Here is a 26,595-nt window from a genome sequence, read left to right as displayed (position 1 = left end):
GAGCGAATGGTTGTTAAGAGGATGAACAGGCTGCGAAGCGTCAAGCTCTCGGCACTATGGCTTCCTAGGGAGAGCGATGACGCCAACGACAGGTTTTACCGTCGTCGTACGCCGCCTTTCACATTTGCCAACTACAAGCGATCTCTCGAGAGACAACCGTCGACGAGCCTCGAAATGTTCAACGGATTCGCGTTCTTGAGCGCATCGGGAAGCAATGCGTCGGGGTAGTTCTGGAAGCAGACTGGCCTCAGGAAGCGGTCGATGGCCAAGGTGCCGACCGAGGTGCCGCGGCTATCGGACGTGGCGGGATAAGGGCCGCCGTGCACCATTGAATCGCAGACCTCGACACCCGTTGGATAGCCATTGATGAGGATGCGACCAACCTTCGTCTCCAACAAAGCAGTCAGCTCTGCGAATTGCGTAAGGTCTTCTGGCTCGCCAATCAAGGTGGCGGTCAATTGTCCGTGAAGGGCATTGATGGCAGCGTTGAGTTGGGCCTGGTCAGCGACCTCGATGAAGATGGACGTGGGGCCGAAGATTTCTTCTTGAAGAACCTTGTCGCCGTTAAGCAGCAACGCGACGTCGGCCTTGAATAACTGTGGCTGGGCCTGGTGACCCTGTTGGTTGCTGCCAGCCAGGTGCGCGATGCCAGGGTGCGCGTGCAGGTTCTGCAAGCCAGCCGCGTAGCTGCGCAGGGTGCCCGCATTGAGCATTGTCTGTGCCGGTTGGTCGTTCATCAACGCTGCCACTCTGTCCTGAAAAGCAGTGAAAGCATCCGAGCGAATGCCAACCACCAGTCCGGGATTGGTGCAAAACTGCCCGCAACCTTGAACCACCGACGCGGCAAGATCGTGAGCGATACTGTCGGCTCGACGCGAGAGTGCCTCAGGCAGGATCACGACCGGGTTGATGCTCGACATCTCGGCGAAGACTGGAATGGGCTCGGGGCGAGCGGCGGCCATATCGCACAACGCTCGACCGCCTTTGAGCGAGCCGGTAAAACCCACGCCCTTGATGAGCGGGTGTTTTACCAAGGCTTCGCCTACGCCACTGCCATAAATCATGTTGAAAACGCCGGCGGGCATGCCGCTGCGCTCGGCCGCCCGGATGATCGCGTTGGCGACCTGTTCTGCGGTGGCCATATGGCCGCTGTGGGCTTTGAATACCACTGGACAACCCGCCGCAAGCGCGGAGGCGGTGTCGCCGCCCGCCGTGGAGAAAGCCAACGGGAAATTACTGGCACCAAACACAGCGACCGGACCGATTGCGGTGCGGTACTGGCGCAGGTCAGGACGTGGTAACGGCTTGCGAAGGGGTAGTGCCTGGTCGATGCGAGCCCCATAGAAGTCACCACGCCGCAGCACGTTTGCAAACAGGCGCATTTGACCGCTGGTACGTGCGCGTTCGCCCTGGATGCGAGCGACAGGCAGTGCTGTTTCCCGGCAAACCAGCGCAATGAACTCATCGTCCAAAGCGTCTAGCTCTTGCGCAATGGCATCGAGAAATTCAGCCCGTTTGTTCGCGCTCAGGGTGCGGTAGCTGGAAAAAGCGTTGTAGGCTGCATGAGCCGCGTCCTCGACTTCTTGCGCAGTCGCCTGGTGGAAGGCATAGGGTAAGGTTTCCCCCGTGCTGGCATCCACGCTCTTGACGATGATGGTGCCGACGGCGCTGCGCTGACCGCCGATAAAGTTCTGGCCGGTGATGAGGGACATGGTTGTCTCCAGGTTGAAAGTGCATGTGATAGAGGGGCAAGGCGTCCCGAGGACTGAAAGTCAGGTGACGGCGCCGATCTGCCAAGGCACGAACTCGTTTTGTCCGTATCCGTGTTGTTCGCTCATGCTGCGTTCGCCCGAGGCAATGCGCAGCATGGTTTCAAAGATCGCTGCACCGCACGCCTCGATGGTCAACGTGTCTTCGGCTATTTCGCCGCAGTTGATGTCCATGTCTTCACGTTGACGCGCCCATAAGGCGCTATTGGTCGCCAGCTTGATTGACGGGGCAGGGGCACAGCCATAGGCCGATCCGCGCCCGGTGGTAAACGCAATCAGGTTCGCGCCACCGGCGACCTGACCGGTTGCCGAGACCGGGTCATAGCCAGGGGTGTCCATGAAGACCAGCCCGTTGGCCGTGACGGCCTGGGCGTATTCGTAGACATCCATCAGGTTGCTCGAGCCAGCCTTTGCCACCGCGCCCAGTGATTTTTCCAGGATGGTGGTCAAGCCACCGGCCTTGTTGCCGGCAGAGGGGTTATTGTTTAGTTCGGCCCCCATACGCTCGCAGTACTGTTCCCACCAATGAATGCGAGCGATGAGTTTTTCGCCGACTTCACGGCTGACAGCCCGCCGTGTCAGCAAGTGTTCGGCACCGTATATTTCTGGGGTTTCGGAAAGAATCGCGGTGCCGCCGCAGGCGACCAGGCGATCCACCGCGTTGCCCAGCGCTGGGTTGGCAGTAATGCCGGAGTAGCCATCCGAGCCACCGCACTGAAGCCCGACGACCAGATGGCGAGCGCTGACCGGTTCACGCTGAATTTGGTTGGCCTCGCCAAGCAATTGCTTCACGTGGCCAATGCCACTGGCGATGGCCTTGGATGTACCGCCACTGTCCTGGATGTTGAATGTGCGCAGGGTATTGCTGCGGGTGAGTCCTTGGGTTGTGAGTAATGAGTCGATTTGGTTTGTCTCGCAGCCCAACCCGATCACCAGCACGGCCGCAAAGTTGGCGTGGGTCGCATAGCCGGCCAATGTCCGGCGCAACATGCTCAAACCGTCGCCCGCTGGATCAACGGCGCAGCCGGCGGAATGTGTCAGGGCGACAACACCGTCGACGTTTGGATACGCTTGCAGTGCAGCGGGATTGATGTCCCGACGAAAATGGTCGGCGATGGCCCGGGCGACTGTGGCAGAGCAATTCACTGATGTAAGAATGCCGATGTAGTTGCGCGTCGCGACGCGTCCATCCGGGCGTACGATACCCATGAACGACGGGACTTCACTGGGCGTGACGTTGGGCTTCGCATCGACGCTGAAAGCATAATCTCGAGCGAATTCCCCCATGGCCAGATTGTGCACATGGACATGCTCGCCTGCTTCTATGTCGACAACAGCAAAACCAATGATTTGCCCATAGCGCCTTACCGGTAGACCGGCTTCGATACGTCGGGAAGCCACTTTATGGCCTGGCACGATCGCTTGCCGGATGGTCACGCCTTCCTGCTCAAGGATTTCGCCAGCGAGTAGCGGTCGGCGTGCGATCAGCACATCGTCCAGCGGATTCAAACGCAGCACAGCTGCTGCGCCGGTTTTCATGATCAGTTCCATCGCATCCTCACGGGCTGCTGGGTGGTGGGCGGTCGCTAATAGCGCCGCACTTTTGTGCCGGCACTATAGGATTCATGGAAATGGCTGCCTAATGAGAGCTTTCGATTGCTCGATAACTTTGCCTCATCGACTTTTTCTGAACTGGCTGCGGTCTCTCTTCTCTGTAGCCGTTTGCCGCTGTTTGGCGAACGCCAGCAAGGTCGCAATAAACGTCCGTGTCGGCTCTGACAGGGGCTCATCCTTGCGAGTGATAACCCCATAATCCTGGGATTCAACTTTGAAGGGCGTGTTGAGGATTTGAAGTTGCCCATTTTGCAGTTGTGACTGGACCATGGACTCGGGGAGCATGGCGAGCATTGGCCCGGACTGAAGCAGCTGCAGGAAGGTTTGCATCGAAATGGTCTCCACCGTGTTAGTCGGCGGGGCGATCTGGAACGTCCTGAAAGCGCGCTCCATGCGTTGTCGGATCGGCGTATTGAAGGGATACATGACCCATGGCCATTCACTGAGTGCTTCAGTGGGGACCTCCTCAAGATCGCACAGAGGGTGTGTGCTGTTCACGACAAGACAAAAGGGTTCGGGGCCCAGCGACGTAAATTCGAACGGCTGACAATCTTCATCCGTGAAGCGCGCGATGATCAAATCGAGTTTCTTTTGTTCGAGCATTTCCAGCAGATGGTTGCTGGTTTGTTCGATCACCTCGATAGAAAGGAGGGGGCGCTCCCGTTTTATGCTGGCAATGGCTTCAGGCAGCACCACTGACGTCGCGGCGAAAATGGTGCCGACTTTTAAATGACCATGCCCGCCTTTTCGCAGTTTGTTGACTTGGTCGACGAACGACTCCGTGTCTTCCAAGGTAATACGCGCAAAACGGGCTACGAATTCCCCTAGTTCGGTAAGAACCAGGCTGCGCGTTTGACGCTCAAACAGCGGAAAACCGAGGAGAACTTCCAGATCGCGCAGCAATTTACTGATGGCCGGCTGCGTGACATTCATGTGTTCGGCGGTTGTGTGCATGTTGCGGGTCTTGGCCAAGCTATTGACCAGTACCAAATGTTTGATCTTCAGCCATCGGGAGACACTGGCAAAAGTAATTTGATCATTTTCCATCGGATAAGGCCTTGTCTGTCGATAACGAAACAGCATTGATGAGTGAGATTCTTTCATTGGGATTTACGGGGGCAGTCCATTAGTTTTACGGCTCTGATGGCCAACTGATCTGGAAGCTCCATGGCGAATTTGAAACTGACGCGCGAAAACACCCTGCCAGTGGATGGCCTGGCCGGAACGCTGATCGGCCGTGCCTGGATCCCGGGGGCGATTGCCGGCCCCTCGCCGGTGGTGCTGCGCGATGAAGGTGTGTTCGATCTTTCTGAAACCTTTTCGACAATCAGCGAACTGCTGGAACACACCTCGCCGTTGTTGCTTGTTCGTCAGGCGCCAGGCAGGTACATCGGGACCGTCGAGCAATTGCTTGGGAACACCGGCAGCCATGCCGATCCCGGCAAGGCATCGCTGCTGCCTCCAGCAGATCTGCAAGTCATCAAGGCGGCGGGGGTGACGTTCGCATCCAGCATGATCGAGCGGGTCATCGAGGAGCAGGCCCGAGGCGATGCCGCCAAAGCCGAAAGTGTCCGCCGTCTGGTGCAAGAAGCCATCGGCGATAACCTGCGGGCAATCAAGCCGGGTTCGCCAGAAGCGATGCGTCTTAAAGCTGTGCTGATCAAGCAGGGTATGTGGTCGCAATACCTGGAGGTCGGTATCGGCCCGGATGCGGAGATTTTCACGAAGGCACCGGTTCTGGCCGCGGTGGGCAGTGGCAGCGAAATCGGCATTCATCGCAAGTCTGAATGGAACAACCCGGAACCGGAAATTGTGCTGGCGGTGAACAGTCGAGGCCAAGTGCATGGCGTCACCTTGGGCAATGACGTCAATTTGCGTGATTTCGAAGGCCGCAGCGCACTGCTGTTGAGCAAGGCCAAGGACAACAATGCGTCCTGTGCGATCGGCCCGTTCATTCGTCTGTTCGATGAAGCGTTTACGCTCGATGACGTGCGCAACTGTGTCGTGGATTTGCAAGTCCGGGGCGACGACGGCTTTACGCTGGAAGGCAGCAGTTCCATGGCCCTGATCAGCCGTGACCCGTTGGATCTCGTGGCCCAGACGGTCGGCGGTGATCACCAGTACCCGGATGGCTTCATGCTTTTTCTCGGGACATTGTTTGCGCCTACCCAGGATCGCGAGGAGCCTGGAAGCGGCTTTACTCATAAGCAGGGTGATGAGGTCAGCATCGGGAGTCCGTTGCTGGGCACACTGCGCAACACCGTCACCTACAGCCATGAGGCTGCGCCCTGGACTTTCGGCTTGCGGGCAATGATGCACAATCTTGCTGCCCGCGGACTTCTGTAGATAAGGCAGGGTGGTGAGAGGCATTGGGCGTTCTTCCGCAAAGATTGAACATGCACAGGCGCTTGTCTATGGATAAGAGCCGGACGCCGAAGCGTTCGGTTTTTATCTCTGTCAGGCGTCCCACGTCCCGGAGACCCGGCTGCGTGGCCCGCTCTGTCTCGATCAGGTCAACCCGGTGCAAGCGGGTTTGACTTATCCGGGGACGCCTGCATATTATTGGAACACGGTTCCAGTACGAACAATGTTGCTCGAATCCACCTCATTGTCAAAGATAAGTCGAGAAAAATATGAGAGTCGTTAAAGGTGCTGTTGACCGTTGCCTGGAGGCGATTGAACTGCTGGCTCGCGAGGCTCGCTGGATGCGGATGTCCGATATTGCAGCCGAGCTGGGCTTGGAGAAGGGGCCCGCCCATCGAGTGCTTGCTCAATTAGTCGAGCAAGGTTGGGCGGAGCAGGATGAAGCCACGTCGCAGTACCGCTTGACACTGAAGCTGGCACTGTTGGGGCAGCGTTATTTACATGGCATTGGCTTGCCTGAATTGGTCCAGCCGATCATCGAGCAAGTGGCTGTTCAATGTCATGAGTTGGTGCGGCTGACGGTGGTCAACGAGGGCACCTTGTCCTGGTTGTCTTCGGCCCAAGGCGCCGCGCCAGGGCTTATGTATTCGCCGGCCATGGATAAACCGATCAATCTCTATGCAACCGCCAATGGCAAAGCCTGGCTGGCAACAATGTCCGATGAGCTGGCCATTGAGCATGCGTTGCGTAGCGGGCTGGGGAAAGCTGACGCGGGGATGGGGCACGGGCCGAAGGCGATCAACAGCATCGAAGGCTTGTTGGGCGAGTTGGCAGTGACCCGAAAGCGCGGGTATGGCTTGGTCATTGAAGAAGCCGAGGCGGGTGTCTGGGCGATTGCCGTACCGGTCAAGCTGGTTCCATCCGGCACTGTGGTCGGCACGATGAGTATCGCCGGTCCGGTGTTGCGTATGCAGCCCGAGCGTTATGACGAATTGCATGCCCTGCTGGAAGAGGCCGCCAACAAGCTGGGTACGGTTTGGCCGCGCCAGAACAATGTTCATTCGGAGAACGTATGAGCCAACTCGCACCTGCATGGGCCAAGGCAGGATCGGGGCTGGAAGTCGCCGCTGCCGCTCTGGTCCGTGCACGGCTGGAGGGGGGCCGGCTGGCATCCTTGCCTGACCAGAACCTGCCAGGCAGCCTCGCAGAAGGTTTTGCCATTCAGCAACGCGTGGGCCCATTGGCTGGAAAAACCGTCGGGGGCTGGAAGTGTGCGTTACCGCCGGCTGGCAAGTGGATCGTAGCCCCGATCTACAGCGACAGCATTGTAGAAGGCGAACGTTACCGGCTGGCCGCTGACGCCGATAAGGCGCGCATCGAGCCCGAACTGGCCTGCGTCCTGGCCCATGATTTGCCGGTACGTGTCGAGCCTTATACCGCTGAACAGATCGCTGCTGCGATCAGCGACGTGCGCTTGGCATTGGAAGTGATCGACTGCCGTTATACCGATCCCCACACACTGCCGTTCGAGCAATTGCTCGCGGATGGTCTATTCAATCATGGTCTGGTACTTGGGGCGCCAATCAAGCTGTCGAACCCTGCCAGCATGCCCTCTGAACTGGCTATCACCCTGAGCGATGCAACGTCGGAGCCCCTGAAAATCAAGGGCCGCCATCCGGACGGGGATCCGTTGTTGCCGATCGTCTGGCTGGCCAATTTTCTGTCTACACAAGGGATAGGGCTGCAAGCAGGGCAGGTGATTATCACCGGCTCCTATGCAGGTGTTCTCGATGTGCCCGTTAACCAGCCACTGCATGTTCAGTTCGGCGAAGCAGGCTCATTGTCTGTCCATTTCTCAACGCTGGAGGAGTAACAAATGCGCTTAGTTCGTTTTGGTTTACCGGGGCAGGAACAACCGGGAATCTTGGATTCGCAAGGGATCGTTCGGGACCTCTCGGGCATTGTCGATGACATCGATGCGGCGGCCCTGAGCCCGTCGGTGCTTGAAAAGTTGCGCGCGGTTGACGTTGAAAAGCTGCCCGTGGTGGCGCCAGGCACACGTCTTGGTCCATGCGTAGGCAGCGTACCGAACCTGATTTGCATCGGTCTGAACTACTCCGATCACGCGGCTGAAACGAATACACCAATCCCGAGCCAACCGGTGGTCTTCAACAAACACACCGCGTCCATCAGCGGCCCCAATGACCCGGTCATCTTGCCGACGGGCGCTCAGAAGCTGGATTGGGAAGTCGAACTGGCCATCGTCATTGGTACGCCTGCCTGGCAGATCGATGAGGCGCGGGCATTGGATCACGTTGCCGGTTATTGCCTGGCCAATGATGTTTCCGAGCGGGCTTATCAGCTTGAGTACGAAGGCCAGTGGACCAAGGGCAAAAGCGGCTTTTCTTTCGCTCCTCTGGGACCTTGGCTGGTCACCCGTGACGAAATTGCCGATCCGCAGGCACTTGACCTCTGGCTCGACGTGAATGGCAAACGTCTCCAGACCGGCAATACCCGTACGATGATCTTCAGCGTTGCCCATATTGTCGCGTACCTCAGTCGCTTCATGCCGCTACTGCCGGGTGACGTCATCATTACCGGTACGCCACCAGGTGTGGGGCTCGGGCAGAAGCCACCGGTATTCCTCAAGGCGGGTGACACCATGCGTGTCGGTGGCCAAGGGCTGGGTGAACAATTTCAGACCGTGGTTCCTTACGTTGCTGAAATGGGGGCTGCATGGGTCGCCGGGCGCCATCCCAATGTTGACTGACTATCGCTAAAGGAAAAACGCTATGAGCTTTGCAGGAACAGGTGTAGTCGCGATCTGGCATGATCTTTTGCCCGAAGCGCGGGACGAGTTCTATGAGTGGCATAACCGTGAGCACATGCCTGAGCGGGCTGGAATTCCGGGCTTTTTGCGGGGACGCCGGTACATCGCCTTGGATGCCGGGCCGACTTATTTCAACCTTTATGAGGCTGATTCTGTGCAGGTGTTGGGAGGGCAGGATTACTTATCGCGCCTCAACAGTCCGACGGCATGGACCCAGCAGTCTGTGAAGTCTTATCGCAATGTAGCGCGATCCATTTGCGAAGTCACTTACACCAGCGGTGTGGGGCAGGGCGCGTATCTGTTAACGGTCCGTTTCGATGTTGTCGAAGGGCTGCATAAATCGGTGTCAGACGCATTACGTCAACGCGTGCTGCCTCCCCTGGCGGATAAACAGGGTATTACGGGCGTGCATTTGTGTGTGGCGGATGAGGCCGTTAGCAAAGTTGAAACCGCAGAGAAAAAGGCCCGTGCCGAAGGCACCCAGATACCGGCCTGGATCGTCATGATCGAAGGTTGCGCCCCCGACTACGTTCGCGTCGCCGGCGAGTCTTTTGTGGCCGAGCTGCAACGGCTGCTGGAGCGGCAATCGACGGGACCGGAAACCACGCTCTATCAATTGGAATACACACGTTGCAAAACGCCGGGGAGTGCGGGTTGATCGCCGAGCGTTCGAGTACGCTTTAACTTTCACTTGTTGTTCTCACGCAATTCCCCACGAGCGTGCCCATACAGGCATTGAGTTTAGCTCGCGTCTGTGCACGCTCGGGTTTTGCTTAAGGCGATATTAAACAATTATCAAGTTGCTCAATAACGGGCTGGATAAGGAGTTCCTTCGGTCGCTCGGAAGTTAGCTCTTCGGGCTGTCTGTGCATGCGTTGTCACGAGCTAAAAATCGCAACAAAAACAATAATAATTCATTGTGAGGAAACATCATGCGCTACCCGGTTACTGTCCGCAGCGTGCCTGCACATCAATCGCTTATCAGCCTGACTCTTGCGTTTTGCGCAGGTTCGTCAGCTGTTGTTCAAGCCGATCAAAATAGCGGTTTTGTCGATGGCGCTACGGCCACCCTCAATTTGCGCAACGCTTACATCAATCGTAACTTCACCAACCCGAACAACGCCCAGGGCAAGGCCGAGGAATGGACCCAGAACTTCATCCTCGACGCGAAGTCCGGCTTCACCCAGGGCACGGTCGGTTTCGGCGTGGACGTGCTGGGCCTGTACTCGGTCAAGCTCGACGGCGGCCGTGGCACGGCGGGTACGCAATTGCTGCCGGTGCATGACGACGGTCGCCCGGCCGATGACTTTGGGCGCCTGGGCGTAGCCCTGAAGGCCAAGGTGTCGAAAACCGAGTTGAAGGTCGGCGAGTGGATGCCGGTGCTGCCGATCCTGCGCTCCGACGACGGCCGCTCCCTGCCGCAAACCTTCCGTGGCGGCCAGGTGACCTCCACCGAAATCAACGGCCTGAGCCTCTACGGCGGCCAGTTCCGTGGCAACAGCCCGCGCAACGACGCGAGCATGGAAGACATGTCCATGAACGGCCGCGGTGCGTTCACCTCCGATCGTTTCAACTTCGGCGGTGGCGAATACACCTTCAACGAAAAACGCACCCAGGTCGGCGTGTGGTACGCGGAACTGTCCGACATCTACCAGCAGCAATATTTCAACCTGACCCACAGCCAGCCCATCGGCGACTGGACCCTGGGCGCCAACCTCGGCTACTTCATCGGCAAGGAAGACGGCAGCGCCCTGGCCGGCGACCTGGACAACAAAACCGCGTTCGCCATGCTCTCGGCCAAGTACGGCGGCAACACCTTCTACGTCGGCCTGCAGAAAGTCGGCGGCGACGATGCCTGGATGCGCGTCAACGGCACCAGTGGCGGCACCCTGGCCAACGACAGCTACAACTCCAGCTATGACAACGCCAAGGAAAAATCCTGGCAACTGCGCCACGACTTCAACTTCGCCGCGGTCGGCGTGCCGGGCCTGACCCTGATGAACCGCTACATCAGCGGTGACAACGTGCACACCGCCACGGTCGACGACGGCAAGGAGTGGGGCCGCGAAACCGAGCTGGCCTATACCGTGCAGAGCGGCGCGCTGAAAAACCTCAACGTGAAATGGCGCAATGCGTCAATGCGTCGGGACTTCAGCACTAATGAGTTTGATGAAAACCGGATTTTCATCAATTACCCCATCTCGCTGCTATAAAACATCACGGGTTCTCCCCCTTGATGAGTAGCGGCGTTCAGGGGCGCCGCTACTTTTCCTTTGCTTGCAATAACTTCCGCGCCAGCGCCAAGGCTTCATCTTCAGTGGTTGCGATGAGCATGGGATAACCCCAAAACTTTTCATACATGATTGCGAACGCTTTGCCTGCCAGCCGTTTGGCGAGACTTGATTCGATATGAATCGAGGCTTTGACATAACGCTTGAGTTCGCTTTTGTGGCGCTTCATCCATAGGGTTATTTGTTTCAGTTCCACTGGCGAGTGTTCCGGTTGCTCCTTGTCCAGACCTTCATTGCTGATCAATACGAAGGGCTCATTGCGAGCAAGCACGGCTTCGAACTCGGCAAGTGACTCATCCTGGCTATGGCCCGGTGTGGTTTTTTGCAGCCAAACGAACGGAAATTGTGTGGCGTCTATACGCATTTCTATAGTCCTTCGACACGTTGCCAAACCTCTGTGATGTCCTGCGGTTTCAGGATACTCTGCAAGCGATCCGGCTTAATTGCACAGGCTGGCCACAATATTGTTCAAAGCAGCCATTTTTATTTTTTGAGGGCTTAGCGTGGGGCGCACATCTGCTATGGCGAACACTGCTAAAAAAGACAGGGTTGCCGTATGGGACGTCGATAGCATTTCGCGGCCCGTCGTTGCCCTCAGCGCTTCGATGGTGAGCAAGGATTGGGAGCAAGCCAGCCATCAACATCGTAAGGCGCAACTGCTTTATTCCGTGCGCGGCATCCTCAATTGTGAAATAGAAGATGGCGTCTGGATCGTTCCACCACAATGTGCCGTATGGATACCCGGTGGTTTGTCACATGCGACACGTGGTTCAGGAGAAACAGAATGTTATTGCCTGTTTGTTGAACCAGATGCCGCCCCGGATCTTCCGCAAAGCTGCTGCACGATTGGCGTATCACCGCTGTTGCGTGAGTTGCTACTGAAGGCGGCGGGGTTCTCGGGAGACACTGTCAATGTCCCGCGCGAAGACCGCCTGATCGCAACGTTATTGGACGAATTGTCGGCAGCCCCCGTGGAGGACCTGCATTTGCCGATGCCTCGCGATACGCGTCTGCGCAGGCTCGCTGAAATGCTCTTGGCCGACCCCGCGCTTAAGGTTTCGGTGCGCGAGTGGGCTACTCGCATTGGCATGAGTGAGCGCAGCATGAGTCGGCTTTTGCTGCAGGAAATAGGGATGAGTTTTGGACGTTGGCGTCGGCAATTGCATGTAATTGTGTCACTGCAACGCATGACCAAGGGCGAAAGCGTCCAATCGGTTGCATTGGAGCTTGGTTATGAGGGCCCCAGTGGCTTCATCACGATGTTCCGCAAAACCGTAGGCAAACCGCCTGTGCAATATCTCTCCGCCCGCTCAGCCAGCGCTCTTATCGCACGTGAGTCATTGCCCGTGCCGTCGATCCTGTTTCCTGACGACGTGTAATGGCTCGTAGGCGATCTATCCGAAACTGACCAATCCTCATGGCGGATGGAAAACGACCAATCGCTGACATTGGCTGAACTGGAAAATAATCTGGCCATCCTTCGATATCTGGCAACGGCGGCTTGTTGCTAGATTGCGCGACAACGAATGCAAATCAGTTTCACTTGGGATTGATTTGTCACTTCTGTTCTCCGGCCTGGTGCCGGTTGAGTTATCGGCCCTTTCTCAAACCCGTCTCTCGACGGTCGGCCGCTGTCTGTTTTTTCTTGATAAGGAATGGCTGATGTGGAGTTCGTTGACTTACTGCGGTGAGCGGCGCCCTTGCGTGCCTGAGCGTTTGCTGACAAACCCGGCGACTGCAGCGCTGTTGGTGTTTTTAGGTAGTTCGAGTTGTGTAATGGCGCAGGACCCTGTCGAAGCCGATGAGAGCACTCAGTCTCAAGGCGTGATGATTCTCCCATCGGTGACGATAAGCGGGACGAGGACACTCGATACCACCACGACGGAAGGGACGGGGCTTTACACCACCGGCCAGACCACGGCCGCGACTCGCTTGCCGCTGACGTTGCGGGAGACGCCGCAATCAATTTCCGTGGTAACGCGTCAGCGCATGGACGATCAAAAGCTGGATTCAGTTCAGGGGGTACTGGAGAGCACGACTGGCATCTCGTCTTACCAATCAGATAGCCAACGCACGAGTTTCTATTCCCGAGGCTTTCTGATCGACAACATTCAGTATGACGGCATACCCGCCGTCATCGGTGATGTCATAAACGGCAGCGGCATCAGCGACCTGGAAACGGCATTTTACGACCGTGTCGAAATTGTGCGCGGGGCTAACGGGCTGCTTACCGGTACGGGCAATCCGTCGGCTGCGGTCAACCTGGTGCGCAAAAGACCAACGCCAGAGTTCTCGGCTTCCACCTCTATCAGTGCGGGGTCCTGGGACAGTTTTCGAGAGATGGGGGATGTTTCCGTACCGTTGACAACCGACGGTCGTATCCGAGCACGTATGGTAGGGGTCAATAACGATGGTCACTCCTACATCGATGGTTACCAAACACAAAAGCAAGCGTTCTATGGGGTCATTGAGGCAGATCTCACCGAAGACACCACTTTGGATATTGGGTATGACTATCAGAACAGTTCCCCTGAGCGACCGACATGGGGCGGTGTTCCTCTATGGTTCAGCAACGGCTCAGAGGCAGAATGGTCGCGCTCCAAATCCCTGGCCGCGGACTGGAATCGCTGGGACAGCACTCGACAGACTGCTTTTGCCGAACTTGAACACCGGTTCGATAACGGTTGGAAAGTCCGCGGTGTGGTGAACCAGTACCGCACTAAGTATGACTCCCAGTTATTGGGCGGGTTTGGTACACCCGACCAGGAGACGGGCTTAGGCGTTTTTCCTAATGGTGCTTATCCGGTTGCGTTGGCCGGCAAAGGGAAAAGCCGTCAAAACACCTTTGATGTGATGGCGAGCGGTCCCTTCGATTTAATGGGGCGCCAACACGACCTGGTAGTGGGCGCTATGAGTTCTCGGTATACCTCGAATAAAGACGATATCAGCCCCTTTTTTGTAGGGTTCACACCCGGCAATATCTACAATTGGAATAATCATTTCCCCAAGCCAGACTTTGATGCAATGGCGTCTATGCCGACCGATACCGAGGTTAAACAGCGCGGCTTCTATAGTACAGCGAGATTCTCATTGGCCGACCCGTTGAAATTGATTGTCGGAGGGCGGTTCAGTCGCTACGAGATCGACGAGACTGCAGGTGGGACGCCGTTCAATTATAAAAAGAGTAATGAGTTCACGCCCTATGCAGGTCTGATATACGACATTGATAGTACGTACTCCGTTTATATCAGTTATACCGGTGTATTTAATCCGCAAACATCGTTCCGAGACAGCAGTGGCAATGTCCTCACGCCGACTGAAGGCAAGACGAAAGAGATTGGCCTCAAGGCTGAATACCTGGAGGGGCGATTGAATGCGTCTGTCGCATTGTTTGACACTGAACTGGACAACGCTGCACAACCGGATGGCAGTCTTCTTACGCCAGGCGGTGCGCAAGCTTACAAAGGTGTTGATGGTACTAAATCCCGCGGGGTCGAGTTTGACCTGCAGGGTGAAGTGGCTCCCAATTGGAACATCTACGCTGGCATCGCCGCTTTCACAGCCAAGGATGGCAATGACGCCAGGCTGAACGCACAGGTACCGCGCACAACCGCTCAGATGTTTACTACGTACAAGTTGCCCGGCATGTTGGAAAAGTTGACTTTGGGTGGAGGCGTCAGATGGCAAAGCCGCTTCTTGAGCAGCAGTACGAGCACGAGGGTAGCGGAACAAGACCCCTATGCGCTGACGTCACTGATGGCGCGTTATGAGTTATCAAGGAACATGGACCTATCAATCAATGTCAACAATGTGTTTGATAAAAAATATGCAACCCAGAAAGGCGATTTCGATACTGTCAGTTATGGAGCGCCGCGTAATGCACTGATGACATTGAACTATAAACTGTAGTTTGCGCGGCTGACCGAATCACTCCGCCAGCTTAAACTCCGCGGGCTGAGCGAAGAAAGTCACTGGAGCCACAACCATCGGCGTCGGTTTGGTTGGGTTTGGTTGGGTTGGGTTGGGTTGGGTTGGGTTGGGTTGGATTGGATTGGATTGGATAATGATGTCACTGACGCCTTCGCAGGCAAGGGATCAGCCCCTGGCCCAAACAATACAACTGAGAAGCGTTCGTAGTATCATCGCTACCTGTTTCCCTTTGGTAGTCCTGCGCCGCGATGCCCCCAGTTCCTTCCAGCAAAGCCCCCAGCGTGCTCATCGTCGATGACAGCCGCAAGATCCGCGATCCGCTGGCGACGTTTCTGCGTCGCCACACGTTCGAGGTGCGCACGGCGGCGGATGCGGCGGGCATGTGGCAGTTGCTCAAGCAGCACAGCTTTGAGGTGATCATCCTCGACGTGTCGCTGCCCGATGGCGATGGTTTCGAGTTGTGCAGTCGTCTTTATCGGCGAAGCGATACGCCGGTGATTCTGCTGACGGCGCGCGACACCTGCGCCGATCGGGTTCGCGGTCTTGATCTGGGCGCGGACGACTACGTCACCAAACCGTTCGAGCCCCGGGAACTGGTGGCGCGGATCAACAGCGTGCTGCGTCGACGCCGCCCGACCGGCGCGAAACAGGCAATACCGGCGTCCGACCCTGTCGCCGTGAACATGAGTCCCTGCTACCTGTTTGCCGACTGGCGTTACGATGCCCGTCACGCCACGCTGGCGCGTGATCAAGAGCCGCCGATTCTGCTCAGCACCGTCGAAAGCAAGCTGCTGCAAGTGTTTCTCAACCATCCCAACACGCTGCTGCCCCGCGAGCGCTTGATTGATTTGACCACCGCAACCGACAGAGACGTGACAGACCGCGCCATCGACCGTCAGGTCAGTCGTCTGCGTCGCAAGTTGGCCCATAAACCGGGGGAACCGGAATTGCTGCGCACCATCTGGGGTGGCGGCTATCTGCTGGCGTCCGATGTCGTGCTGCAGGCGCCATGAATCGCCTGCGTGCCTTGTGGCCGCGCAAGATGGTTCATCAACTCAGTGTGCTGCTGTTACTTGCGTTGCTCGCTTCCAATGCAATTGCCATGCTGGTTCTGCAGCGCACCGGGGCGTTGATCCATCCGCTGTCGCGGACCATGAGCCTGGAACGTCTGGTCACCGCGCACCATGCGGCTCTCGAGGCACCCAACCAGGTTGGCGCCCGGCTGCTGGCGTCGATGATCACCCCGGATGCACATTTCTGGATTGATCGGCGCGCCGACGTCGAGCCCTTCGACATGCGCGCCGAAGAACAACGCCTGGCCAATGTGCTGCGCGAGCGCCTGCAACTGGCGCCAGACCTTGCCGTGGTCATGCAACTGGAGCGGGTCACCGGCGGTCATGCCCGGGACCAGGTCTTCAGCCCAGCTGGCTGGGCTCCGTTGCGTTTGCGCAGCAGCATCGAGCTGCCCGATGGCCGCTACCTCAACGCGTTGCAGCACCCGGTCGGGGCTTACGAGTGGCGCAAAGTCCTGACGTATAGCCTGCCGGTGACGATCATTCCGGTACTGTTGATCGTCATGTTCTGTATCAGTCGCGTGGTGCAGCCTGTGAAAACCCTCGTGCAGGCGTCCGAGCGCGTCAGTCGCGGCGAGTGGATTGCCCCGTTGCCGCTGACGGGGCCGCAGGAGGCACGGGACCTGACGGCGGCGTTCAACCACATGCAGGCCAGCATCGCCCGCCATGTCGAGGGCCGCACACGCATGCTCGCCGCGATCAGCCATGACCTCAATACGCCAATCACCGAACTGCGCCTGCAAGTGGAACTGCTGGAGGAGGGCGATGCTCGCGAGGACATGCTGGAAAGTCTCGAAGAGTTGAGTCTGATGGTGCGCGAAACCCTCAACTTCGTCCGCGAAGACGCTGTGCAGGAGCCGACGCTGACCATTTCGTTGAACGGGTTGCTGGATGATCTGGCCAAACGTTACCAACTGCTGAACCAGCCTGTAACCTGGCACGGAGCGCCGCCGATCATGCTGACGTGCCGGCCCCTGGCGCTGAAACGGGCCCTGACCAACCTGATCGACAACGCCCTGCGTCATGCCGGGGACGCCACGCTGAGCCTGTCTCGCGAAGACGCCGGCACCGTCCGCCTGGACATCCTCGACCACGGTGCAGGACTTCCCGATGCCTGGTTGAGCAGGGTGTTCGAGCCGTTCGTGCAGTTCGCCGGTGGAACGGCCGATGGGCACAAGGGCGGTGTCGGCCTGGGCCTGGCCATCGCCCGCGCCTGCGTGCAGGCACACGGTGGCGAACTGCTGCTGGAAAACCGCCCGTCCGCCGGATTGTGCGCCGTGGTCAGGCTGCCGGCCGCGCTGCTCAGAAGTTCAACGTAGCGCCCATCCACAACGTGCGACCGTAGTTCACCGTGCCGTAGGTTTCATCGTCCAGGCGCTTGTCGGTGATGTTGTTCAGCGAACTGTTCAACGTGATCGAATCGGTGAGCTCATAAGAGCCGCCCAGATCGGCGGTGGTGTAGCCTGGTGCACTTTCATCGGTAATGGTGTTGCCGGTTTCTTCTCCGTAGTAGCTGACCGACGCCCACGCTTGCGCGCGATTATTGATCGCCCACTCGCCGCGCAGGTTGGCTTTTTGCTTGGGCGTCAGCGCCAGTGGTGCGCCGGCATTGGCGCCGCTTTTCTGTTCCGAGTCGGTGTAGGTGTAATTGGCCTTGAGCAACACACTGGCGTTGATATCCCATTGCCCGGTCAGCTCCACACCCTGGATCACGGCCTTATCGATGTTGACCCGATCCATGACGATGTAACCGTTCCAGCGCTCGTCGGTGGTGACCGTCGACAACTTGTCCTGGAAGTCGTTGTAGAACACCGTCGCGCCCGCCGACAGATCATCGCGGTTGGACCACAACGCCGAGAACTCGTAGTTGGTGCTGGTTTCCGGTTTCAGGTCGGGGTTGCCGAGCATCACGAAACGGTTGCGTCGCAGGTAGGCGTAATCCTTGACCACCGCGCGCAATTCGGGTGCCTTGAAACCGCGGGCGATGCCGCCCTTGAGCGTCCAGTTATCGGTGGCGCGCCACACCCCGTAGATCCGCGGACTGGCGTGGGTGCCATATTGTTCGTGGTCGTCCAGGCGCAGGCCGGTGGTCAGTGCGAAGCTGTCGGTCACCGACCATTCGTTTTCGGCGAACACGGCTTTTTGCAGCACCGAAAACTCGTAATCGACGCGATCGCCCAGACCCTGGTTCCAGTCGGTCAATTCGCTTTCATTCCATTGCATGCCCACGGTACTGACATTGTGCGTGGTGGGCACCACCAGTTTGGCGTCGAACACGGTGTTCTTGACCTCCGGTTTGCGCCCGTAAATATCGGTTTGCGCCGGCGTGGCCTTGCCTTCGCGGCTGGAGGTTTCCTGGGACAAGGCGATATCCGACGTGGCCCAACCCCAACGGCCCTGATGCGACAGCGACCAGTGATCGCGATTGTTCTCCTGCTCGCGGGTGGCCCAATTGGCACTGATGCCGTCGCCGTTCTTCAAGCGCGTGGCGCCAGCCTCCAGCAGAATGTCGTGGTCGACGGTCGGGGTGAAGGCCAGGCGTGCGGTCAGGTCGCGGTGATCGGCCTGGCTGAAACCGTTGGTTTGCTCGATGTCGTCATCGGCCTGACGATCCAGGTAACGGCCCCAGACCTGCAAGCCGAGAAAATCTTCGTGCAACGGACCATTGAGGTAGAACTGCGTCTGACGGGCGTTGCCTTGATCGCTGTGCTGGCGCGCGGAATAATCGTAGGACACCGAGCCGCCCCACTGCGGCGAAACCTTGCGGGTAATCACGTTGATCACCCCGCCAATGGCGTCCGAGCCGTACAGCGACGACATCGGCCCACGCACCACTTCGATACGCTCGATGGCCGCCGCCGGCGGCACGAAACTCTGCTCGTAACCGCTGTTACCGTTGACCCGCGATTCCCGGGCACTCTGGCGCTTGCCATCGACCAGAATCAGCGTGTAATCGGCCGGCATGCCGCGAATGGAGATGTCCGTCTCATTGGCCCCGCCGTTGACCGTCACCCCCTCAACATCCCGCACCGCGTCGCCCAGATCGCGATACGACTTGCGGCGTAGCGTCTCCCCATCAATCACCGTGACAGAGGCCGGCGCATCCTCAATGCGTTGCTCGTAGCCGGAGGCGGTCACGACCACATCATCAAGGGTCAAGGCCTGCGGTTCAGCAGCCTGGGCGGACGTGCACAGCGCGCCGGCTGCACTGGCGGCCAGGGCGAAACGCGTCCACGGGGACAATGCTGGAAAACGGAGAGGGGAGTGCATGAGGTGTCCTTTACAATTCAACTTAAAAGAGAATCGTAATCATCTGCACTGGTGAAGATTGGACAAAGTGTGACAGGCAAATCCTACAGCACCCCACTGTAGGTTCGAGTTCACTCGCGAAAACCCAGGAGCGCCACTGCCTGGGTTTTGCACGAGAAGTCGGGGCGAGTAGCATGGATGCCTCGCTTGAACTCAGTACCTCTCGATCATGTCGGCCGCCTGTTGGGTGGCCTGGCTGGTCCGGGTAGCCAGCTTGCGGACCTCGTCGGCGACCACTGCGAAACCCCTTCCGGCCTCACCGGCTCTGGCCGCCTCTATGGCCGCATTCAGGGCCAGTAGATTGGTCTGTTTGGCGATGCTTTGGATGGCGGCGACTATCTGCGTCAGCTTGGCGAGGTTTTCCTGCATGGCTTGATGCTGACGTTCCTGAGTCTGGCGCAACTGGCTTTCCTCGCGATGGGAGTGCACGTCGGTGATCGCCCCCACTGTACGTAAGGGCGTGCCGTCGTTGCTTCGCTGGGTCTGACCTCTGCCTCTGAACCAACGGTACTCGTCGTTGCGGTGCTTGAGGCGGTAGGTCACATCGAAGGGTGTTTGGCCGGAGCGGTCGGCGACATGGTCGACAAACGCTTGCACGGCACGCTGGCTGTCTTCGGGATGCAGGCGGGACAACCAGCTTTCGAACACATTGGGAAACTCTTCGATGGTTTCGTAGCCGAGCATGCGACGCATCTGTGACGAGAACCAGATGACGTTATGGGGATTGGCTGGGTCGCCTGCGATGATATTGATATCCCAGAGTGCGTCCTGGATGCATTCGCGGGAAATATCGAAGCGGGCCGAGAGCATCGCGAATTCTTCGTCTCGCAAGCGCTGTTTGTGGATGTCGCGCAGCATACCGACGCTGATCTGTGGCAGCCCCCGTTCGTCACGGAGCGTTTCACCGCAGATCTGGACCCAGCGGTATTCTCCCGAGTGGCTCGCGAGGCGCACCTCCACCTGGTAGGGCGCATGTCCGCTGCGATCGGCAAGGTGATGAGCCAGGGCATCCAGGTTGGCCTGGCGGTCGTCAGGGTGAAGGCAATCGTTCCAGGAGCCTAGATAGACCGGGAGATCCGTTTGGGTGGGCAGGTTGCCGAACCATTGCAGTACTGCATCACGTGCGGGCTGCAGGCTGCCATCGAGCTGCAATTTCCAGAGCAGATCTTCCGACCCGCTTGCCGCCAATTGCCAAAGTTGTTCTTGATCATGCAACCGCGTTTCGTATTCACCCAACTGAAGCCTGAGGCGTTGCAGTTCAGTATTAAGGTCGACCACGCTGGCCCGGAGCGCCGTGCGATCGGCGAGCAGGCGTTCGATGCCCGCCAGTACCCGTCGCAGGGACGAATCCTTCGCCGCTATCGATACTCCCTCGCCGTCGGGCTGTTCCAGCCGGTCGCCGAGCAGCTTCAATTCCTTGCGGGTGCTATTTCTGAAAAACATCAAACACCTCTGGTTCGCTCACGAGGTTTCGGGACGGTTCTCGCTCTTGATGCCCCCGAGCATTACGGTTTTCGAACGCCCGGGGACAGTCTGGCCTGGACTGGAGTCTGTCGACTCAGGCGGCCTGGTACAGACGGCGCTCGAGCAGCGTGCTACCACGCAGGCGATGTGTGGCCTTGGCACCGGCCAGCACGGCCAGGTCCAACAGCGGTTCGAGGATGACGACGCTCATGTAGGCACTGCCGAAGGTCAGAATTGACAGGGCGTTTTCTGCTGTGAAGCCTCGTCCGTAGAAGGCCCAGAAGGCAACCCAGGCGACAATGCCCCCCTGGAAGGCGGTCGACAGCCCCAGCGCTTGTCTGTAGCTCAGCTCCACATACGGTGTGTTTGGCGCGATGATGCGTTTCGCCAGGGCGGTAACTGCGAACAGCGGTACCAGAAGGGTGGTGACGTTCATGCCGTATTGCGGCAGGTCGAATGGCGCGAAGAACAGACCCTGGATCAACAGTCCCAGGGCCAGACCCACTGCCGCAGGTGCGGCACCGAGCAGCAGAAACAGGGTTGACCCCAGGATGAGATGGACCTCGGAGACGCCGACGGGATGATGCGGTAGTAGCTCGAAGAAGCTGAATACCAGGGCCGTGGCAGTGACAGTGCGAGCCAGCAGCGAGAAGGCACCACGCTCGCCCATGGCTTGGGCTGCGAGTTTGAGGGTGTAGGCGCCGGCACCTGCGGCAGTGACGTAGCTCAGCCAGAGTTTTCCAGCTTCCACCAGGTTAGGTTCGATATGCATGACGATTGCCCCTTGGCCGCTACGCGACCTCGAAAGTAAAAAAACAGGACGACTCCGGCCTCAGCTTATGGCCCGGCTGATCGCCACCGGCTCGTGCCGCGGCAGGTGTTCGTGGCCGTTTCCATGGGCCGGTGGGCAACTCGCATTGAGCAGCGTCACCGGCTGTCCGTGGGGGGTATTCAAGTAAGCCTGCTGCCATTCCTCGGTGCGCCGGCTGATGTCTTCCATACCCGTTAAACCGAGTGTGGTGACCATTCTTTCCAACGCTGTGAGCCACTGCCGGTAGTAAGTGTCGTTGACGCTTTCTCCGGGTTGCGCCGGGGCAGCCTTGATCTCGTCGCTGAATACCTGCACCCAGTCCTCCCAGGGGAACAGACCGATCTGGTGCAGGTGGACCAGCAGGGAAAAAGCCTCGGCCTGCCAAGGTTTGTCGAAGACCGGGCCTTCATCGTCGAGAGACAGGCCGGCTATTGGGGGGATGTGACGCATGCTGGCGCTCATACGGCCTCCAGATAGTTGTCCCACAGATCAATGCAAACACTGTCCGGTCGCGCCACTCCCCACAGTTCTGTCGCACTGAAACGAACGGCATAGACCTGTTGGGGTTGTTCGCCGAGACCGTGGGCCATCGTGTCCGGGGTGGCAAACGCGCCGTGTGCAATCTCGATGGTCCCGACCTTGCCGCGCGCGTAGCGGGGCAGTCGGGTGTGGGTGGTTGGGTTGAGGTTCTTCGTCCGCACCCGGTCACCGACCCGGAAGCGGCCAGAGACGGGTTCCTTTGCCCGGGAAGAGGCGCCGCCGAGCACTACGGCCTCGACGATGTCCGGTGTTAAAACCGTGATGGGCTGTGTCGATGGGGTTGGTTTGGCCGTACCCTGCAGTTCGCCAGTGCTGATCACGCCTTTTTCCAGCAGCAGGTTCTCGAAGGCATGCAGCCAATGCTCGTAGTAACTGGACTGCAAGTATTCAGCCGGTTCCATGCGTTCAATGGAATGTCGGAATTCGTCGACATTGAAGTGTCCGCCGACGAAGAGCGAGGCGAACAGCGGAAAGACCCTGCGCTCCCAGTCGTGATGGAAGATGGGTTCATTTTCTTCGGTGAGCACCGGGCCGAAACCGTGCATACCGCCTAAGTCGTGTACACCGTTCATGGTTTTCTCCTTCTCGGGTTCAGGCTTCGTCGCCCGGCGTCTTCGGCAGGCCAGTGCCGATCATGGCGTCACGCGTCACCAGCTCGATCAGTCGTTCCTCGCTCCAGCCGTCAGTACCGGCCGGACGTTCCGGCAGTACCAGGTAGCGCAACTCAGCACTGCTGTCCCAGACGCGGACTTCCTTGTCATCGGGAATGATCAAGCCGAATTCGGCCAGCACGCTGCGCGGATCGATGACGATCCGTGACCGATAGGGCGCGGATTTGTACCAGACGGGTGGCAGGCCCAAGGTCGGCCAGGGGTAGCAGGAGCACAGCGTGCAGACCGTCACGTTGTGCACGGTCGCGGTGTTCTCCACCACGACCATGTCTTCGCCCTGCACGCCGGAAAAACCCAGTTCGGCAATGGCCGCGGTGGCATCTTCCAGCAACCGATGCTTGTAATCGGGATCGAACCAGGCCTTGGCGACCACCTGGGCGCCGTTGCGCGGGCCGACCTTGTGCTGGTAAGTGTCCACCAGAGCATCCATGGCGGCTGGGTCGACCAAGCCCTTTTCGATCAACAGGGATTCGAGTGCCTTGACACGCAAGGCGATGGCCTCGGGGGGCTCGGTGTGGTCATGATCGTGATCGTGATGATGTTCGTGGGTATGGCTCATGTCTTGGCTCCTCTGAAGTTGATACTCACTTTCAGTGCTACTTGCCGGTGTTCGTTCGCCAATGCGATGCGCAGGTCTACAACGTCCGCCAATCGACAGAGGCCTCGAATGCGGCTGCAGCCTGATAGAGGGTGCCTTCGGCATAATGTTTTGCGACTAACATCAGCCCCACGGGCAGTCCGTCCACCAGGCCGCAAGGGATCGACATGGCGGGGTGCCCTGTAATGTCCTGAGCGGCCGTATTGCCAAGCATCTCCAACGCACGCGTGACGGTCTCGGTGATTGAAGAGCCCGGTTCCGGGAGCGGCTGGGCGGTGATTGGCACAGTCGGCATGACGAGCAGGTCATAGGTGTTCAGCGCCCGGTCATAGGCGTCTCGGGCAAAGCGCGCTATGTTCTGGGCCTTGGCGTAGTAGCGACCGTTGTAGCGCTCCAGACCGAACTGGCCCACGAACATGCAAAGCTTGAGGGACGGTGACAATGCGTTTGCCTGGTCGCGCCAACCGGCCTGTTTGTCCAACAGGCCCACGTCGTACAGCCCCTTCCAGTTAAAACCCGCGCCATTGCCGTGCATCATTTGCATGGTCAGGCCTTCACAGCCGATAGGGCTCCATAACGATCCCGCCAGGTTGTGTTCGGGAACCGATACCTCCTCGACCCGCGCGCCCAAGGATTCGAGCCGGGCGATAGCGCTGCGGACCTTTTCTGCGATACGTGGATCCTGGTTGGCGAGTTGGAAGCCTTCCTGAAGGATCCCGATCCGGAGTCCGGCCACGCCTCGTTCCAGATAATCGCAATAGGCATCGACCTTGGGGGCGGCCTGGCGAGGGTCGAGCCCGTCGGCGCCGGCCATCACTTCGAGCATGAGCGCGTTATCGCGTACGTTGTTCGTCATGGGGCCGACATGGTCGAAGGTGGACTCGATCGCCATGACCCCGGTGTAAGGCACTAGACCCCAGGTAGGTTTCATTCCATAAATGCCGCACCATGCGGCAGGAATGCGGATGGAACCGCCTTGGTCGCCACCGATAGCCAGGTCGACCGCGCCCGTCGCCACAAGCGCCGCGCTGCCAGAAGACGAACCGCCTGTTGTGAAACCATGGCGAAAAGGGTTGTGCACAGGCGCGGGGTCCGAGGTATGGCTACCACCGGAGAGGCAGTAGTGTTCGCAGGTGGCTTTGCCGAGGATGGTTGCTCCAGCGTCGAGCAGACGCGTCACCACGGTGGCATCAAACGACGGTACGAAACCCTCCAGTGGTGCGGCGCCGTTCATCATCGGGACACCGGCCAGGGAGATATTGTCTTTGAGCGCGACCGTCTTGCCAGCGAGCTTGCCCGAACTGGCGCCCATCACCTCAGTTCTGTAGTACCAAGCGTTCAGCGGGTTCTCCGTGCTTGAAGGGCGATAACCGGAACTGCGCTCGTAGCGCACTGAAGGGATGAAATCAGGCAACTCATCGACGAGGTCGTAGGCATCGAAACTGGATTGCATGAGCGCCAGGTATTCGCTGGCTTGCTCGGGTGTCAGCTGTATGTGCAGGCGGCTGGCGAGATCCTGCACTTGTTCGAGAGTCGGGCGGATGATGGCCATGGGGTGTCCTGTGTCCTGTGCCAACCCGCAGGGGCTGGCAATGTCTGTTCAAACGTCATCTCGGGAATGCCCGGGCACGGTGCGCACGATTGGCGAGCCGTGGCCGGGGCTGGTATCAAGCTATCTCCACAGATTGAGCAGCGCTTGGCTGAGGAGGACAGTCGCTTGGTTGAGCGGGACTCGCTTGCTCCTCCACGGTCGCCCTCCATTGCTGTGGCTCAGGCTTATGCCGGGGTATCAGTCTTCGGATTCAGGCGTGGTCTGTTTCCGAGATGACTTCCCTGGTTTTGGCCAGACAACCCCAACGCTTCTCATGCCTTTGGCGGGGTCCATTTCCGGGTGCGCGAGTACGACGTCCCGATAGGAGGGGCTCCCGATCACCGCCGGTTTGAACTTGATGAGGAAGTCATTGACCTCTTTGCGCAGATCCGGGGCCAGACCGTAGTCGTCGTAGCACGCCTCGAGACAATCGAGCACGGCTTGCCAGTGCACCTCGGTCAGCCCCATCCCGCGATGCGCGGTGACCATGTCTCGACCCCTGTATTTGGCGCTTCCACCCCAGTGCTCGGAAAGGAAATCGACAAAATTGATGTGTTCCTTTTGGAACGTCGATTCCGACATATGGGCCCAGATGTGCCCGATGGCCGGGTGTCCCATTGTCTTTCTCAACACTGCGCCCGCGAACTGATAGATCACGTCATAGCCGCCAAGACGGGTATAGAGGGAGGGTTGTTGTTCCGTGGTGGGTTGCTGGTCGGTCATTGTCTGGTTACTCCGTTTCGGGTGAGAGGCATCTCATTAGCCAACTGTCGCGTTGTTGGGCACACGCTTGGTTGATAAGGACAACGGGTGGTAGAGACGGGCGGGCCTAAAAGACCCTGACGTAGCGCAGGTTCATGCGAAAGTCCTCTTTGGGGCCGTTCTCCACCGCAAGGTCGCGTCCAAGTTGCACTTGGAGTTGGTCCTTGGCGGTGAAAAACTTTCTGGCCGTGACGCGGAAGTTGGTGGTTTCCATCCTGTCGTCCTGGTTGACACCATCGATCTGGTTTTCCCCACCCCAACTGTGGCCGAAGCCGATAGCCAGCGCAGTGGTCTCGTCGGGCATGTAGCGCCCCATTAACTGAGCGCCGTAGGAAACGTCCTGTTCCCGGCGGGCGGAGCTGGCGCCGAAGTCGTTGTTGTCTCCGTACCAGATAGCGTCACCGACGAGGTCGATGGCCCACTTCTCCGTGAAGTGCTTGACGTAAGCGGCCTGGAGATCAACCTTCCAACGGTTCTCGCCAATGTTGAGCGCGTCGTCTTTGTCATAGTCGCCAGTCGGCACGTACAAGTAGGCGGTCGCACCGAGGGTGTCGTTGGCGTCGTTGAGACGGTACTTGAGCGGCGCGGTGAGAATGAGGTCGCCGATGCCGCTGGCGTCGCCTAGACCAGAAGCGTCACCACCGCCCGAGACATGACCGAAGGGCAACAGGAATTGAGGCTCGATGGTCAGCCGCTCGCTCAACTGATAGACGTGCAGCAGACGCAGAATGCCGATATCGGAAGTCAGGTTGAAATCGGAGCTGGTCTTGTGCCCCTGGGCATAGGCACTGTCCGTGGTGGCGTGCTGGTAGTAGACCACGCCGATGGTCGCACCCACGGGGAGCGGCTCGTAATCGCCAGGATCCACCTCGAGCGCGTGAGAGGAAAGGCTGGGGAGGAGGGCGGCAAGCGACAGGTAGCGGAACTGTTTCATGATCGACGATCCTTTTTTCGGGCAAAAAGAGCCCCGCTAGCGCC

22 protein-coding genes and 2 pseudogenes are annotated in these 26,595 nt (G+C 58.6%); 10 read left to right on the top strand and 14 right to left on the bottom strand.

Features of this window, described 5'->3' with window-relative positions; genetic code table 11:
• Window positions 1-131: 131 nt before the first annotated feature.
• The 3 genes from J4E63_RS13850 to J4E63_RS13840 form a co-directional block, all read right to left on the bottom strand.
• On the bottom strand, window positions 132-1,712 hold the full coding sequence (locus J4E63_RS13850; RefSeq protein WP_207282333.1) for an aldehyde dehydrogenase (NADP(+)): 1,581 nt from the start codon (window positions 1,710-1,712) through the stop codon (window positions 132-134).
• A gap of 60 nt (window positions 1,713-1,772) precedes the next feature.
• Window positions 1,773-3,320 (bottom strand): UxaA family hydrolase, encoded by a 1,548-nt coding sequence (locus tag J4E63_RS13845; RefSeq protein ID WP_207282332.1) that lies wholly within the window; start codon window positions 3,318-3,320, stop codon window positions 1,773-1,775.
• Window positions 3,321-3,443: 123 nt separating this feature from the next.
• The gene (locus tag J4E63_RS13840; protein WP_207282331.1) at window positions 3,444-4,430 is read right to left on the bottom strand and encodes a LysR family transcriptional regulator; all 987 of its coding nucleotides are present in this window, start codon (window positions 4,428-4,430) and stop codon (window positions 3,444-3,446) included.
• 120 nt (window positions 4,431-4,550) lie between these two features.
• Between J4E63_RS13840 and J4E63_RS13835 the strand changes: the two genes are divergently transcribed.
• From J4E63_RS13835 to J4E63_RS13810, 6 genes are all read left to right on the top strand, one after another.
• Window positions 4,551-5,729, top strand: coding sequence for a fumarylacetoacetate hydrolase family protein (locus tag J4E63_RS13835; RefSeq protein WP_207282330.1), 1,179 nt, complete (start codon window positions 4,551-4,553; stop codon window positions 5,727-5,729).
• Window positions 5,730-6,016: 287 nt separating this feature from the next.
• Window positions 6,017-6,823: an IclR family transcriptional regulator gene (locus tag J4E63_RS13830; protein ID WP_207282329.1), complete on the top strand. Its 807-nt coding sequence runs from the start codon at window positions 6,017-6,019 to the stop codon at window positions 6,821-6,823.
• On the top strand, window positions 6,820-7,620 hold the full coding sequence (locus J4E63_RS13825; RefSeq protein WP_207282328.1) for a fumarylacetoacetate hydrolase family protein: 801 nt from the start codon (window positions 6,820-6,822) through the stop codon (window positions 7,618-7,620). The genes J4E63_RS13830 and J4E63_RS13825 overlap by 4 nt, the downstream gene beginning before the upstream one ends.
• Before the next feature lie 3 nt (window positions 7,621-7,623).
• Entirely contained in the window at window positions 7,624-8,517 is an 894-nt protein-coding gene (locus J4E63_RS13820; protein ID WP_207282327.1) for a fumarylacetoacetate hydrolase family protein, read from the top strand.
• 22 nt (window positions 8,518-8,539) lie between these two features.
• Window positions 8,540-9,235 carry a DUF4286 family protein gene (locus J4E63_RS13815; protein WP_207282326.1) on the top strand — a complete coding sequence of 232 codons (696 nt, stop codon included), beginning with the start codon at window positions 8,540-8,542 and terminating at the stop codon, window positions 9,233-9,235.
• Between the two features lie 274 nt (window positions 9,236-9,509).
• Window positions 9,510-10,790, top strand: a complete 1,281-nt coding sequence (locus J4E63_RS13810) for an OprD family porin (protein ID WP_207282325.1) — start codon at window positions 9,510-9,512, stop codon at window positions 10,788-10,790.
• Between the two features lie 49 nt (window positions 10,791-10,839).
• Here the strand turns inward: J4E63_RS13810 and J4E63_RS13805 are convergent, their stop codons facing one another.
• On the bottom strand, window positions 10,840-11,232 hold the full coding sequence (locus J4E63_RS13805; RefSeq protein WP_207282324.1) for a hypothetical protein: 393 nt from the start codon (window positions 11,230-11,232) through the stop codon (window positions 10,840-10,842).
• A 157-nt stretch (window positions 11,233-11,389) separates the two neighbouring features.
• Here J4E63_RS13805 and J4E63_RS13800 point away from each other — a divergent pair, with 157 nt between their 5' ends.
• The 4 genes from J4E63_RS13800 to J4E63_RS13785 all read left to right on the top strand — a co-directional run bounded on the left by J4E63_RS13800 (window position 11,390) and on the right by J4E63_RS13785 (window position 17,190).
• Window positions 11,390-12,247, top strand: coding sequence for a helix-turn-helix domain-containing protein (locus J4E63_RS13800; protein WP_207282323.1), 858 nt, complete (start codon window positions 11,390-11,392; stop codon window positions 12,245-12,247).
• A gap of 133 nt (window positions 12,248-12,380) precedes the next feature.
• Window positions 12,381-14,777, top strand: a complete 2,397-nt coding sequence (locus J4E63_RS13795) for a TonB-dependent siderophore receptor (protein WP_259333764.1) — start codon at window positions 12,381-12,383, stop codon at window positions 14,775-14,777.
• Window positions 14,778-15,046: 269 nt separating this feature from the next.
• Window positions 15,047-15,811, top strand: a complete 765-nt coding sequence (locus tag J4E63_RS13790; protein ID WP_207282322.1) for a response regulator transcription factor — start codon at window positions 15,047-15,049, stop codon at window positions 15,809-15,811.
• Between the two features lie 29 nt (window positions 15,812-15,840).
• A complete protein-coding gene (locus J4E63_RS13785; RefSeq protein ID WP_207282504.1) occupies window positions 15,841-17,190 on the top strand; it encodes an ATP-binding protein in 1,350 nt (449 codons plus the stop codon).
• Here the strand turns inward: J4E63_RS13785 and J4E63_RS13780 are convergent.
• The 10 genes and pseudogenes from J4E63_RS13780 to J4E63_RS13740 all read right to left on the bottom strand — a co-directional run bounded on the left by J4E63_RS13780 (window position 17,174) and on the right by J4E63_RS13740 (window position 26,551).
• Entirely contained in the window at window positions 17,174-19,141 is a 1,968-nt protein-coding gene (locus J4E63_RS13780) for a TonB-dependent receptor domain-containing protein (RefSeq protein ID WP_207282321.1), read from the bottom strand. The genes J4E63_RS13785 and J4E63_RS13780 overlap by 17 nt on opposite strands.
• Window positions 19,142-19,339: 198 nt before the next feature.
• A pseudogene (locus tag J4E63_RS31270) lies at window positions 19,340-19,549 on the bottom strand (methyl-accepting chemotaxis protein); the annotation flags it as partial.
• 81 nt (window positions 19,550-19,630) lie between these two features.
• A pseudogene (locus J4E63_RS13775) lies at window positions 19,631-20,623 on the bottom strand (PAS domain-containing protein); the annotation flags it as partial.
• A 115-nt stretch (window positions 20,624-20,738) separates the two neighbouring features.
• Window positions 20,739-21,416: an energy-coupling factor ABC transporter permease gene (locus J4E63_RS13770; RefSeq protein WP_207282319.1), complete on the bottom strand. Its 678-nt coding sequence runs from the start codon at window positions 21,414-21,416 to the stop codon at window positions 20,739-20,741.
• Window positions 21,417-21,476: 60 nt separating this feature from the next.
• Window positions 21,477-21,905, bottom strand: coding sequence for a nitrile hydratase accessory protein (locus tag J4E63_RS13765; protein WP_237140777.1), 429 nt, complete (start codon window positions 21,903-21,905; stop codon window positions 21,477-21,479).
• Between the two features lie 8 nt (window positions 21,906-21,913).
• Window positions 21,914-22,567 carry a nitrile hydratase subunit beta gene (nthB, locus tag J4E63_RS13760; protein WP_207282318.1) on the bottom strand — a complete coding sequence of 218 codons (654 nt, stop codon included), beginning with the start codon at window positions 22,565-22,567 and terminating at the stop codon, window positions 21,914-21,916.
• Window positions 22,568-22,586: 19 nt separating this feature from the next.
• Window positions 22,587-23,225: a nitrile hydratase subunit alpha gene (gene nthA / locus J4E63_RS13755; protein WP_207282317.1), complete on the bottom strand. Its 639-nt coding sequence runs from the start codon at window positions 23,223-23,225 to the stop codon at window positions 22,587-22,589.
• Window positions 23,226-23,301: 76 nt separating this feature from the next.
• A complete protein-coding gene (locus J4E63_RS13750) occupies window positions 23,302-24,816 on the bottom strand; it encodes an amidase (protein ID WP_207282316.1) in 1,515 nt (504 codons plus the stop codon).
• Between the two features lie 237 nt (window positions 24,817-25,053).
• The gene (locus J4E63_RS13745) at window positions 25,054-25,578 is read right to left on the bottom strand and encodes a group 1 truncated hemoglobin (RefSeq protein WP_207282315.1); all 525 of its coding nucleotides are present in this window, start codon (window positions 25,576-25,578) and stop codon (window positions 25,054-25,056) included.
• 106 nt (window positions 25,579-25,684) lie between these two features.
• Window positions 25,685-26,551 carry a transporter gene (locus J4E63_RS13740; protein WP_060742468.1) on the bottom strand — a complete coding sequence of 289 codons (867 nt, stop codon included), beginning with the start codon at window positions 26,549-26,551 and terminating at the stop codon, window positions 25,685-25,687.
• Window positions 26,552-26,595: the final 44 nt, after the last annotated feature.

The organism is Pseudomonas sp. FW300-N2F2 (assembly GCF_017351655.1).
Lineage (GTDB): Bacteria > Pseudomonadota > Gammaproteobacteria > Pseudomonadales > Pseudomonadaceae > Aquipseudomonas > Aquipseudomonas fluorescens_AA.
Note: the sequence above shows the minus strand (reverse complement) of the source record. Positions and strands in the feature narration are given on the sequence as shown.